This is a genomic window from Mesorhizobium sp. WSM1343, from assembly GCF_055901535.1.
The window spans coordinates 947,005-959,875 of record NZ_CM148370.1 but is presented as its reverse complement, the minus strand read 5'-3'; the positions used below and the strand labels follow the sequence as shown (position 1 = coordinate 959,875).

The window sequence follows — 12,871 nt, the reverse complement described above, 5'->3', positions numbered from 1 at the left end:
CCTGCTCGGCTTTCGGAACAGTCGCGGGTGTTGTATCAAGCCATGCTCGGGAGAATACCGGGCGCGGCGAGGAAACATGCAAGGCATCCGGCAAAACAACATGACATTTACTTTAGCAAAGCCTAATTTACTTGGCATGGCCGCGGGGCTGGCCGCCCTGTGGCTTGCTCTGGCCACCGGCCCAGCCCTCGCCGAAGATGCCAAGCCGGCCCAGCCAAAGCCGGCTGAAAGCAATGCAAAACCGGCCGATGCCAATCCGTGGGCGGTGAACTGCTCCAGCGGTTCGGCGACCACCGAGCTTCAGTGCCAGCTTTCGCAGAACCTGACCGAGGCCAAGACCGGGCAGCGCGTGCTGACCGTGACCGTGCGCCGCGACAACGGCAATGGCAGCCTCGCCATGCTGCTTGCCCTGCCGCACGGCCTGTTCCTGCCGTCCGGCGCCTCCTTCCAGATCGACCAGGGCCAGAAGACGACGATTGCCATCCAGACCAGCGACCAGAACGGCGCCTATGCCGCCACGCCGCTGTCGGCGGATCTCATCAAGGCCATGAAGTCGGGGACCAATCTGAACATCGGCATGGAATCGGTCACCCGCAAGCCGGTCACCATCCCGGTGTCGCTGGCTGGCTTCACCGCCGCCGTCGCCAAGCTGGAATCGATCAAGTAGCTGTTGTCAGCGGCTTGATTGTACGCACCCGGAATGCTCCGTTGCCGCTTCGGACAGTGGAGAAACCCATGACAGGCTTTGTCGACCGCCAGCGCGCTGCGCAACTGATGGACCGCGCCGGCATCGAGGCGCTGGTGCTGTGCGCGCCCGAGGCCTTCCACTATGCGACCGGAGCCTCGATCGGCCCGGCGGGATTGTTCCGGCGCGCCGGCGCCGGCTTTGTCGTCATCCCGGCTGGCCGAGACCTGCCGATCGGCGTCGTGGTGGCGGACTTCAATGCGGGACAACTGCAGCGGGTTCTGCCGGACGCTGTTATCCGCAGCCACCCGATCTGGATCGAAGCCGCCACGCTGGACGCCTCGACGTCAGGGCAAGGGTTGCCGCAACGCATCGAGGCCGGCCTTGCCGGCCGGGCGCCCGGTTTTTCTCGGCCCGCGACATTCGAACTCGCCCGTGCCGTCGACGAGCTGAAGCAGATCCTGACCGGGTTCGGGCTCGGGCGCGCAAGGGTCGGCGTCGACCTCGATTTTGTTCCCGCCGCCGATTTCTTGGTCATGCAGGCGCTGCTGCCGGCCTGCACGATGGTCGACGGCTCGGCCGTGCTCGACAGGTTGCGGGCCATCAAGTCGCCGCGCGAGATCGACCTGCTGCAGCAAGGCATCATCCTGTCGGAAGCCGGGCTGGAGCGGCTGCAGGTCGATGCGATGGCCGGCATGCGCCAGGCCGATCTCATTGCCCTCTACCGGCAAGGTGTCGCCACGGCCGCGTCCGGCCTGTCTCATACGGTCCAAACTGCCGAATATGTGACGCTGGGCGCTCGGGCCAAAGATGCCGATGCGAAAGCGATGCCTGGCGATCCGCTGAAGTGCGACATGGTCTGCACGGTCGGCGGCTACGCCTCCGACATGTCGCGCAACTTCACCTTCGGGCCGCCATCCGCCGAGCAGGCCGAACTGCACGCCATCGCCGAGCGGGCCTTTGACGACGGGCTGGCGTCCCTTGTTGCGGGAACCACGCTCGCCCACGTGCATCGCGTCGCCACCGACAGCCTGGCGCGGCAAGGGCTGCGCACCTACCGCCGCGGCCATTTCGGCCATGGCGTCGGCCAGTCGGTGTTTTCCGAACAATGGCCGTTCATCGCCGCCGACAGCGATGTCGTGATCGAAGCCGGCATGGTGCTGGCCTTCGAGATCCCGCTCTACATAGACGGCCTCGCCAGCTTCAATCTCGAGGACCAGTTCCTGATCACGCCGGACGGGCCCAAGCCGATGAACAGGCTGCCGCGACGGCTGGAGAGGATTGGATAGCGAGGCGGGTCACTGCAGGGACAGCGCTCTACGCCCCCCTCTGTCCTGCCGGACATCTCCCCCTCAAGGGGGGAGATTGGCAGCTTCGCCGTCTCGCCCACCTTACCGTGTAGATGATTTGGCGAAGGCTGTTGAGCGCGTAATCTCCCCCCTTGAGGGGGAGATGTCCGGCAGGACAGAGGGGGGCGCCACGGAACTCGGCGGTGGGCTGCCAAGCACCTAACCACTCACCGCCGGCCTTCTCCCCCTCCACGGCATCTCTTGCTCCAGCTGCGCCGACGTGGCCAGCACCGTTGCCTCGTCGCCGTAGCGGCCGACCAGCTGCACGCCGATCGGGACGCCGTCTTTCGACCAGCCGAGCGGCAGCGAGATCGCCGGCTGGCCGGAGATGTTGAAGGGGAAGGCAAACACCGAGTCCGCCCATTTGGCGTTGTAGCGGTCGATATCGGTTTCCGACATGTCGTAATAGCCGAGCGGGCGCGGCAGCTGCGTCAGCGTCGGGGTGATGAAGAGATCGTAGGCGCCAAGGTCGCCGACGATGTCGCGGCCGACCTGCCTGAGCTGCTCGACGTCGGAGATGTGCCTGGTGCCGCTGGTCGCACGGCCGCGCTCGATGATCGCAAAGGTCACCGCCTCGACATCGCCCGGTGTCACCGGCCGCCCCATCACCGTTTCAAGGTAGTCGAAGGTCGCCGCCGTCTGCACGCAGGTCATGTTGGTGTAGGTCTTCCACACAGCATTGGCGTCGAGCGGCATGTCATGCTCCTCGACATGGTGGCCGAGCCGCTCGAGCGTCCCCACGGTCTCCAGCACCGCCGCCTTCACCTCCGGATCGATCGCGGTGCCGTTGGGCGGCGTGACGGAAAAGCCGATGCGCAGCTTCGTTGGCGCCCGCGCCGACAGGCTGAGCCAGCTGCCATCAGGAACCGGCGGCGTGTAGGGGTCGCCCGGCAGCGCGCCGGCGACCGCGTCGAGATAGGCCGCCGTGTCACGCACCGTGCGCGAGCAGCAGAGGAAATAGGCGCCGCCATACCAATAGTCGCCGAACGGCGCGAGGCTGACGCGGCCGCGCGACGGCTTCAGCCCGACGATGCCGCAGCAGGAGGCCGGGATGCGGATCGAGCCGGCGCCATCGCTGGCTTCGGCGATCGGCACCATGCGCGAAGCAATCGCCGCGGCCGCTCCGCCGCTGGAGCCGCCGGGCGTGATGCCTTCCTTCCACGGGTTCTTCGTCGCGCCGTAGAGCTTTGGCTCGGTGGTGATCGACCAGCCATTTTCTGGGGCGTTCGACTTGCCGACCAGCACCAGCCCGGCCGCCTTCATGCGGCGAACCACTTCGGTGTCGAAATCGGCGACGACATCTTTCAGGTAGAATGAGGAGTTGGTGTTCGGCGCCCCGGTCCAGGACGATGCCAGCTCCTTGAGCAGGAATGGCACGCCGGCGAAGGGCGCTGATGTGTCGACCGTCTGCGCCTGGGCGCGCGCCATGTCGTAGAGGCGATGGATGACCGCATTGAGCGTCGGGTTGAGCCGATCGACCAGCGTGATCGCCGCTTCCACCAGCTCCGCCGGGGTAACGTCGCCGCGCTTCACCAGCGCCGCAAGGTCCAGCGCGTCGGACTCGGCATAGGTTTTCAGCAGACTGTCGGTGACGGCGGCCATATCTCTCTCCTTCGGCGGATAGCTTGTGTTGATGCTGCTCCTGCGGAGAACTGTATTGGGGCATCGGCCCCCTCACCCAGCCTCCGCTTCGCTCGGCTGACCTCTCCCCGAGGGGAGAGGAGACTTGCAGCGCCAGCGCCACCCTCTTCTCCCCAACGGGGAGAAGGTGGCCGCGAAGCGGCCGGATGAGGGGGCTGGCGCGACTTCAGGCCAGGTCGATGGTCCGCCCCAGCGCGATGCTCTGCTCGGCGGCCAGCACGATGCGCAGGCTGTTGACTGCCGCATCCATCTGCTCGGTGAGGTCGAGATCCTCGCGGATGGCGCGCAGGAAGAAGGCCTGCTCGCGATCGCAGAGTTCCTGGTGGCCGGGTTCGTCCTCCATGCTGACGATCTCGTCGGGTTTGGAGAAATTCTTGTCGCCGTCGACAGCGGCATAATGGATCTTCAGCGCATCGGTCTTGGTGTGGCGGTCGATGTCGGCGGAATTCGAAACCTCTGCCAGCTCGGCAACACTGCTTGCCTGCTGGCCGGCGACGATCGACACCGCGCCCTTGGGGCCGACGACGTCCTTCACGAAATAGGCCGTCTCGCTCATCATCGGGCCCCAGCCCGCCTCGTACCAGCCGACCGAACCGTCATCGAAGGTGACGTGCAGATGGCCGTAATTCTGCTTGTCGGCTTCCGCCCAGAGCTTGGCGCCGATGCCGTGCACGCGCACCGGCTTGGCGCCGGTCAGCTGGCACATGACGTCGACATAGTGGACGCCGCAATCGACGATCGGGATCAGCGAATCGATCAGGTTCTTGTGCCAGTGCCAGGCGCTGCCGCTGCTCTGCTGGTTGAGGTTGAGCCGCATCACCAGCGGCTTGCCGAGCGTCTTGCCGACCTCGATGAACTTGATCCACGACGGATGCACGCGCAGAATATAGCCGAGCACCAGCTTGCGGTTCTTGGCCCGCGCCGCCGCGACCACCTTCTCGGCATCCTCGTTGTTGGTGGCGAGCGGCTTTTCCATGAACACATGGCAGTTGGCGGCGATTGCCTTCAGCGCGTATTCAGCGTGGGTGTTCGGCCAGCTGTTGATCGAGACGGCGTCCGGTTTTGTTTCCTTCAGCGCCTGGTCGAAATCCTCGTAGAGTGGGTAGCCGGCTAATTCTTCCGGAATCTTCGTGTTGCTCTTGATCGACCGGCTCATGATGCCGACAATCTCGAAACCGTCGAGCCGGTGATAGGCGCTCGCATGCGACGCACCCATATTGCCGAGACCCACCACCAGCACTTTCACCTTGTCGGACACCGAATATCTCCCAGGTTTTGATTGAATTGTGCGCGGCGATCGGTTGCCGCTCGTATGTCTATTCGAGACAATCACCTCAGGTCAGCGCCGCCGCTCATTGCCCGGCCCTTTCCTCTCCCCCGTCGACCGGGGAGAGGTGTCGAGCGAAGCTCGACGGAGTGGGGTCGACCCTCGCCGCGCGCCTGAGGTCTCTTGCTCGTCAGTGCCTGTTTTGCGGCGACTGCGCGTTTGACGAACGCCTTCCCCACTCCGTCGCCGCTTCGCGGCGCCACCTCTCCCCCCTCCGGAGGGAGAGGAAAGGAGCCAAGGCAGGGTAATGGAGGGCGGCGCCGACATGACCCGTTGCGCAGCCCTACTTCACCGCCGAATCGAACAGATGCGCCTTGATCTTCTCGACATCGAGCGCGGCAAAACCTTCCGACAGCTTGACGCCGTCGGCATCGGCCTTGACCTTGGCCTTGTCGAAATCATTGGCCGGGCCGATCAGATCGTTGGTGCAGACATCCTCGGCCTTCACCGGGGCGGTGATCTGGCCGATCTTGTGGATTTCGTCGAAGAAGCCCTGCCAGCTCGCCATGTCGTGCGAGCCCCAGCCGCCGCGCTTGTCCATGTCGCCGCGGAAAACGTTGATCTGCTGCAGGATCGAGGTGGTGCCGAGCTCCGGCCCGAGATTCTTGGCCAGCGTCGGGAACTGCTCGAACACCGCTTCGACCGCCGCGCGTGGATTCTGGTAGCCGAATTCGAGGCCCATCGCCCAGCCGCGCAGGTACTTTTCCAAAAACGCCTTGCGGTCGGGATCCTCAAGATCGGCGGCACGCACGACGAAGGTGTTGGCCGGCAGCTTCGAATTCTGCACGCCGAGCCAGTATTCGAAGTCGAGCCCCTTGGCGATCCATTCGGCGCGCAGCCCTTCCCACGACAGGGCGGCGTCGCCCTGGCCGCCGGCCAGCGCCGTTCCCCAGGTCGGCCAGCCGGCCTCGACATATTTCACCTTCTTGATGTCGACGCCCTGCGCGGCCAGCAGCGGGTCGGTGATCGACTGCCAGGCGGCGGAGCCGAGCAGGATGGTCTTGCCTTCCAGCTTCTTCAGGTCGTTCGATCCCTCGCCCTTGCGGAAGGCGATGCTGAATGTGTCGCGCGCGCCCATATGGAACACCGACTTCAGCTTCATGCCGTTCTGGATGGCGAAGGAGAACACGCCGGGCGACGGGAAGCCCATATCGGCCTGGCCGACATCGACGAACTTCACCGTCGCGGTGCCGTCCGATGGTCCCGGCTGCATGTCGGTGTCCAACCCGTCGAAATAGCCGGCCTTCTTGGCCGCCCAGTAGGGATAATCGTCGAGCACTTCGAGCGTGCCGCGCGGCGAGATCCAGGTGAATTTTCCGTAGGGTTCGGCCCTGGCCTTCAGGCCGGTGGCGCCAAGCGCCGTCGCCGTCACCAGCCCGGCGCCGGTGACCTGCAGGAAGTAGCGGCGGCTGATCCCCGCCGGGTTGATCGAGTTCTCTTTGGTCATGGCATTCCCCTTTTTTGTTTGATGTCAGTCTCTTGCCGCCCGCCTCCCGGGCGCCGTCATATCCCTGTGTTCAAGCCTCCCAGCTCGCCCATTTCTTGCCGATCAGGAAAAACAGCACGTAGATCAGGATGCCGAGCGTCGACAGGATCAGCACCACTGCGAAGAACTGCGGCATCTGGATCATCGACGAATAGGTGGTCAGCCGGTTGCCGAGGCCGAAACCGCCGCCGACCATTTCCGCGCCGACCGCGGTCAGCAGGCCGAAAATGGCGCCGATCATCAGCCCGACCAGGATCATCGGCAGCGCCATCGGCGCGCGGATTTTCCAGAAGATCTGCAGGGTGCTGGCGCCATAGGAACGCGCCAGCGCGATCTTGGCGCTGTCGACGCGGCGAAAGCCTGTCGCCGCATTGATCATTACCATCGGCCCGGCGGCCAGCGCCACCGCGATGATGCGCGGCGTGTAGCCGAAGCCGAAGCGCAGGATCAGAAGCGGCACCAGCGCCAGCATCGGCGTGGTGACCAGAAGCAGGATGTAAGGCGCGACGATCTTCTCTGCGAACGGGAATTGGGTGATGACGGCGGCCAGCACCAGGCCGATGATGGCGCCGATGGTGAAGCCGGACACCAGCTCGACCAGCGTGTAGCCGAGATGCGGCGCGATCAGCGGAAACTCGTCGAACAGCGCATAGGCGATCGAGCTCGGCGGCGGCATGATATAGAGCGGCACGTGGAACAGCCGCAGCGCCAGTTCGATGCCGCCGATGATGATCACCGCCACGGCAAGAATGGCCGCCACCTCCTTGCCCGACTTGATGCCGGGGCCGCTGGCGAAGGCGGAAAGGTTGGTCAGGCTGACCTCATGGCCGTCGCCCGCCTTGGCGCCCGACTTGGACTTTGAGAATTCCGGAATGGCATCGCCCCCGCTCACGGCCTGATCCTCACGATTTCGGCGCTCGGGCGCTCCGGCGCTTTTGGCCGCGTGCGTTCGCCGACAATGTCCATCTTGATCCGGTTGGTGAGGTCGAAGACCTCCTTCGTCGCCATGATCTCCAGCGAACGCGGCCGTGGGAACGGCACGCGGTATTCCTTGGCGACGCGGCCAGGCCGGGCGCTCAGCACCACCACCCGGTCCGAGAGAAAAATCGCTTCCTCAATCGAGTGGGTGATGAAGACGATGGTTGTCTTGGTGTCGAGCCAGATCTCCTCGACCAGCCGGTTCATCTCCTCGCGGGTGAAACTGTCGAGCGCGCCGAACGGCTCGTCCATCAAAAGCACCGAGGGCTTTAGCGCCAGCGCCCGCACGATCGCCGCGCGCTGCTGCATGCCGCCCGACAGCTCGCGCGGAAACTTGCCGCCGAAGCCATCGAGCCCGACCCGGTTGAGTAGATGCGCGATCCACGCCCGGTCCGGCTTCTCGCCCTTGATCTCGAAGGGGAAGCGGATGTTGGCGTCGAGGTTGCGCCACGGCAGGAGGTTCGCCTCCTGGAAGACGATGCCGATATCGGGATGCGGACCGGTGATGGCCTTGCCGTCGAGCCGGATCTCGCCGCTGGTCAGGCTGTGCAGGCCCGACATCGACCACAAAAGCGTGGTCTTGCCGCAGCCGGAAGGGCCGACGATCGAGACGATTTCATTGACGCTGACATCGAGGCTGCAGCGGTCCAGCGCCAGCAGGTCGCCGGAGGCCGTGTGATAGATCTTGGTGGCTGCCTGCACGCCAAGCTTCGGCTTTTTTGCATCGCCCGTGTTCATCTGCCCCCCGGGAAGATTGCGCGATGATCCATTGGCTCATCCCCAGCGAAAATCAGTCTGTAACTATCCTACTTTCCTGTCAAGCACCGACGATAGCGGCCGTATCACGAAAATCGATTAGTATACCTATCGTCTTGTTTTACCGTCGGTTTTACGGCCTTGAAATGCATGTTGCTTTCCTACATACTTCGGAACTGACACGGACCGGAGAGGAACGGAGGAAGGTGAGCTTTCCCCAACGACACGCTGCGGTTGCGATCCGGTCGGGCACGTGGAGCCAGGGCGTGCAAACATGCTAAGACGACAGCCTCGCAACCCAGGGAAAGACCAGGACCCCATGACCGACGCTGGCAGCCAGGACGAGCCTGTTCCAGGCCCCGATACCGAGGGGCGCGATCCTGTCCGGCGCATCCCCGACATCATCTCGCTGGTCAAGGATTCCTACAGCGAATTGCGCCCGGCCGAACGGCGTGTCGCCGATGTCGTTCTCGACGACGTCAAATATGCCGTCGACGCCTCCAACGCCGCCCTTGCCCAGCGCGCCGGGGTCAGCGAACCGACGGTGACCCGGTTCTGCCGCGCCATCGGCTGCGAGGGCGTGCGCGATTTCAAGCTGAAGCTGGCGCAGAGCCTCGTCGTCGGCGCGCTCTACCTGGCCAAGTCGCCTTCCGTCAGCAATGACAATGGCATGCCGTTCTGGAATGCCGTGTTCGGCGAGGCGCGCCGGGCGCTGCAGGAGGCCGAGCGGCAGCTCGACCCTGCGCAGCTGCAGAAAGCCGCCGAGCTGATCGCCAAGGCGCGCCAGGTCACGGTCTTCGGCCTCGGCGGCAGCTCCTCGGCGCTGGCGCAGGAAACCCAATACCGGCTGTTCCGCTACGGCATCACGGTCAGCGCCCAGTGCGATCCCTATCTGATGCGCATGACCGCCTCGACGCTCAAGCCCGGCGATCTGGTGATCGCCATTTCGGCGACGGGACGCACCCGCGAGGTGATCGAGGCCGTCGAGCTCGCCAAGCATTACCGCGCCAATGCGATCGCCGTGACCGCGCCCGACACCGAGCTCGCCCGCACCTGCGACGTCAGGTTGACGGTGGCGGTCCCGGAATATCCCGACACGCTGAAGCCGACGGCCTCGCGCTTCGCCTTCCTGGCGGCGATCGACCTGCTGGCGGTGGCCTCCGCCTACAAGCTCGACGGCTCGGCCCGCGAGACGGTGCGCCGCATCAAATACAACGCCCAGATCCACCGCACCGGCAAGGAGATGGAGCCGCTCGGAGACTAGCTCCCTTCTCCCCGTTGACGGGGAGAAGGTGCCGGCAGGCGGATGAGGGGCAGCGCCGAGTTCGACAGTTGCCATTCCAACACAGATTAGACGCACGCAGGAAGAGGAAAGAAATGCTCGAAATAGCACCATCGAAACAGGCAGCCGCATGGCTCGAATCCCTGGCGCAGGCGCTCGCAGCCGGCGACGCTGCGGCGGCGAGCAACCTGTTCGTCGACGATTGCTACTGGCGCGATCTCCTGACCTTCACCTGGAACATCACGACCATGGAAGGCCGCGCGGCGATCGCCGACATGCTGGCGACGACGCTGGCGACGGCCAAGCCGAGCGCGTGGCGGCTGACCGGCGAGGCGACCTCGGACGACGGCACCATCGAGGCCTGGTTCAGCTTCGAAACCGTGGTGGCCAGGGGGGAGGGCATCATGCGGCTGCGCGACGGCCGCTGCCGGACATTGTTCACGGCCATGGCCGACCTCAAGGGCTTCGAGGAGCGCAAGGGCGCGGCGCGGCCGCTCGGCGTGCGCCACAAGGCCGATCCCCAGCGCGTGACCTGGTCGGAGGCGCGGGCGCGCGAGACACGCGAACTCGGCACTGATGAACAGCCCTACTGCCTGGTCATCGGCGGCGGCCAGGGCGGCATCATGCTGGGGGCGCGACTGCGCCAGCTCGGCGTGCCGGCCATCGTCATCGAGAAGAATGCCAGGCCGGGTGACTCCTGGCGCAACCGCTACCGCACGCTCGTGCTGCACGATCCGGTCTGGTACGACCATCTGCCCTACATTCCCTTCCCCGAAAACTGGCCGGTGTTCACGCCCAAGGACAAGATGGGCGACTGGCTGGAAATGTATACGCGCGTCATGGAGCTCAACTACTGGGTCGCCACCAAATGCCTCAGCGCCAGCTATGACGAGGCCGAAAAAGTCTGGACCGTGGTCGTCGACCGCGTCGGCCGGCAGATCACGCTGAAGCCCAAGCACATCGTCTTCGCCACCGGCGCCTACGGCCCGCCACGGCGGATCGATCTGCCGGGTGCCGGCCGGTTCAAGGGCGAGTTGCTGCACTCCAGCCAGTATGCCAGCGGCGACAAATTCCGCGGCAGGAAAGTCGCCGTCATTGGCGCTGCAAGCTCCGGCCACGATGTCTGCGTCGACCTCTGGGAGAGCGGCGCCGAGGTCACCATGATCCAGCGTTCGCCGACGACAGTGGTCAAGTCGGACACGCTGATGGAAGTGGGCTTCGAGATCTTCTCGGAAGACGCACTGGCGCGCGGCATCACCACCGAGAAGGCCGACATGATCGTCGCCTCGACGCCGTTCGCGCTGGTGCCCAAGGGCCAGCGGGCGCTTTACGAGGTGATCAAGGCGCGCGACGCGGCCTTCTACGACCGCCTGCGCGCCGCCGGCTTCGCCATCGATTTCGGCGACGACGAGACCGGCCTTCTGATGAAGGCCTACCGCACCGGCTCCGGCTACTACATCGATGTCGGCGCCTCCGACCTGATCATCGACGGCAAGATCGGCATCCGCAGCGGCGTCGCCATCAAGTCGCTGACCCCGAGCGGCATCCTGTTCGAGGACGGAACCGAACTGGCCGCCGACGCCATCATCGCCTGCACCGGCTATCAGTCGATGAACGAGAATGTCGCCGCGATCGTCTCGCGCGAAGTCGCCGACAAGGTCGGCCCGTGCTGGGGTCTTGGCTCGGGCGTCAAGGGCGACCCCGGCCCCTGGCAAGGCGAGCTGCGCAATATGTGGAAGCCGACCGCCCAGGAAGCGCTCTGGTTCCACGGCGGCAATCTGGCGCTGTCGCGCTTCTATTCGAAATATGTGGCGCTGCAGATCAAGGCGCGGATGGAAGGCATTGAGACGCCGGTTTACGGGGCGGTGAGCAACGCCGGGTAAAGTCGACCCCCACTCCGTCGAGCTTCGCTCGCCACCTCTCCCCCGATCGACGGGGTAGAGGAAGGGCGCCACACAGATCGGCGAGGGAGAGGAAAGGCGCGAGTTCACCGCCCTTGGCTCCCTTCCTCTCCCTCCGGAGGGGGGAGAGGTGGCGCCGCGAAGCGGCGACGGAGTGGGGGAAGCCATTCGCCAAGCGCACAGTCCCAAGACAGGCACAAGCTGGCGAGATCAGCTAGTCGTGCCGATGCCCAAAGTGCCTCGCCGCAACCTCGACATGGGTATGCGCGGCATGCGCCACAAACCGCTCAGTCTCGCTGACATCGTTGACCGCATCGTTCGGCCACCAGGTGCCGCCGATAACGATGCCTTCGCACACCAGTCTCTGATCAGCGACCAATGACGCGCCGACCGCGTCGACGAAGGTGAAGCGGCCCGGGCGCTGACGGAGCACGGCGACGTCGCCGACCGTGCCGATGGCCAGTGTGCCCAAGTCAGGCCGCGCGATCGCCTGCGCCGGCGCTTGCGTGGCGGCGCGCAGGACCTCGACCAGCGGCATGCCGAGCGCCAGGAGCTTCGACATGCAGACGAGGATGTCGAAGGCGGGACCGTCGACGCAGTAGAGATGCACGTCGCTCGAGATCACGTCGGGCGCCAGCCCTTCTTCGAGCATGGCGCGGGCGACGGCGAAATCGAACGAGCCCATGCCGTGGCCGATGTCGAAGATGACGCCGCGCTCGCGCGCCAGCCGCATGTCGGGCCGCACCGCGCCGGAAGCGAACACCGGCGCATTCGGGAAAGGCCGGAAGCAATGGGTGAGAATGTCGCCCTTGCGCAGGCGCGGCAGCACTTCCGAGCGGCCGGGCGGCGGTTCGTCGATATGCGCCATCAGCGGCAGGCCGGCCTGGTCGGCGGCCTCCAGCGCCAGATCCACCGGCGCGATGCCGCTGGTGCCGCCGGCATGCTTGCCCGAGCGAACCTTTACGCCGACCACGACATCGCGGTGCTCGCGCACCGCAGCCACAACCTCGCGCGGTTCGCAGAGCCTGAGATCGCTGCACTCGCCGACCGACACCGTCTGCGAGAAGCCGAAAATGCCGGCAAAGGAAATGTTGACATAGGCCAGGATGCGAACCTTCGAGCGCTCCATGACATGGCGGCGGAAGCCGAGGAAATTGCCGGCGCCCGCACTGCCGGCATCGATGAAGGTGGTGGTGCCGCTCTTGGCGGCCAGCCGGTCGGCATCGACGCCAAGCGACGTGCCGCCCCAATAGACGTGGCTGTGCAGGTCGACCAGGCCCGGCGTGACGATGCAGCCGCCGGCATCGACGATCTGCGCGGCGCTGTCCGCCGGGATATCGGCGTCGACCGCGGCAACGCGGCCATTGGCGATGGCGACATCGCGCAGCGCGTCGAGGCCAGCGGCCGGATCGATCAGCCGTCCGCCCTTCAGCAGGAGGTCGAATTGCATGGAGTAACCTCCGCTC

At 65.4% G+C, this 12,871-nt stretch carries 10 protein-coding genes; 4 read left to right on the top strand and 6 right to left on the bottom strand.

Annotated features, from left to right (window positions below; genetic code table 11):
* The first annotated feature begins 100 nt into the window (after nucleotides 1-100).
* Together AC0NIL_RS04590 and AC0NIL_RS04585 are read left to right on the top strand one after the other, a co-directional pair.
* Nucleotides 101-667: an invasion associated locus B family protein gene (locus AC0NIL_RS04590; RefSeq protein WP_473573847.1), complete on the top strand. Its 567-nt coding sequence runs from the start codon at nucleotides 101-103 to the stop codon at nucleotides 665-667.
* A gap of 68 nt (nucleotides 668-735) precedes the next feature.
* Nucleotides 736-1,974, top strand: coding sequence for a M24 family metallopeptidase (locus tag AC0NIL_RS04585; RefSeq protein ID WP_473573848.1), 1,239 nt, complete (start codon nucleotides 736-738; stop codon nucleotides 1,972-1,974).
* A 219-nt stretch (nucleotides 1,975-2,193) separates the two neighbouring features.
* Here AC0NIL_RS04585 and AC0NIL_RS04580 read toward each other — a convergent pair whose 3' ends face one another.
* The 5 genes from AC0NIL_RS04580 to AC0NIL_RS04560 form a co-directional block, all read right to left on the bottom strand.
* Nucleotides 2,194-3,636: an amidase gene (locus AC0NIL_RS04580; RefSeq protein WP_473573849.1), complete on the bottom strand. Its 1,443-nt coding sequence runs from the start codon at nucleotides 3,634-3,636 to the stop codon at nucleotides 2,194-2,196.
* Between the two features lie 205 nt (nucleotides 3,637-3,841).
* Nucleotides 3,842-4,933: a Gfo/Idh/MocA family protein gene (locus AC0NIL_RS04575; protein ID WP_063173405.1), complete on the bottom strand. Its 1,092-nt coding sequence runs from the start codon at nucleotides 4,931-4,933 to the stop codon at nucleotides 3,842-3,844.
* A 352-nt stretch (nucleotides 4,934-5,285) separates the two neighbouring features.
* Nucleotides 5,286-6,449, bottom strand: coding sequence for an ABC transporter substrate-binding protein (locus AC0NIL_RS04570; RefSeq protein WP_013528758.1), 1,164 nt, complete (start codon nucleotides 6,447-6,449; stop codon nucleotides 5,286-5,288).
* A 70-nt stretch (nucleotides 6,450-6,519) separates the two neighbouring features.
* Nucleotides 6,520-7,380, bottom strand: coding sequence for an ABC transporter permease (locus AC0NIL_RS04565; protein ID WP_013528757.1), 861 nt, complete (start codon nucleotides 7,378-7,380; stop codon nucleotides 6,520-6,522).
* On the bottom strand, nucleotides 7,377-8,204 hold the full coding sequence (locus AC0NIL_RS04560) for an ABC transporter ATP-binding protein (RefSeq protein ID WP_024504068.1): 828 nt from the start codon (nucleotides 8,202-8,204) through the stop codon (nucleotides 7,377-7,379). The genes AC0NIL_RS04565 and AC0NIL_RS04560 overlap by 4 nt, the downstream gene beginning before the upstream one ends.
* Before the next feature lie 337 nt (nucleotides 8,205-8,541).
* On the opposite strand from AC0NIL_RS04560, the gene AC0NIL_RS04555 reads away from it, so the two are divergent.
* Both AC0NIL_RS04555 and AC0NIL_RS04550 read left to right on the top strand, forming a co-directional pair.
* The gene (locus AC0NIL_RS04555) at nucleotides 8,542-9,486 is read left to right on the top strand and encodes a MurR/RpiR family transcriptional regulator (protein WP_024504069.1); all 945 of its coding nucleotides are present in this window, start codon (nucleotides 8,542-8,544) and stop codon (nucleotides 9,484-9,486) included.
* A 113-nt stretch (nucleotides 9,487-9,599) separates the two neighbouring features.
* On the top strand, nucleotides 9,600-11,387 hold the full coding sequence (locus AC0NIL_RS04550; RefSeq protein WP_473574053.1) for a flavin-containing monooxygenase: 1,788 nt from the start codon (nucleotides 9,600-9,602) through the stop codon (nucleotides 11,385-11,387).
* A gap of 232 nt (nucleotides 11,388-11,619) precedes the next feature.
* Here the strand turns inward: AC0NIL_RS04550 and AC0NIL_RS04545 are convergent, their stop codons facing one another.
* Nucleotides 11,620-12,855: an amidohydrolase/deacetylase family metallohydrolase gene (locus tag AC0NIL_RS04545; protein WP_473574054.1), complete on the bottom strand. Its 1,236-nt coding sequence runs from the start codon at nucleotides 12,853-12,855 to the stop codon at nucleotides 11,620-11,622.
* Between the last annotated feature and the right edge of the window lie 16 nt (nucleotides 12,856-12,871).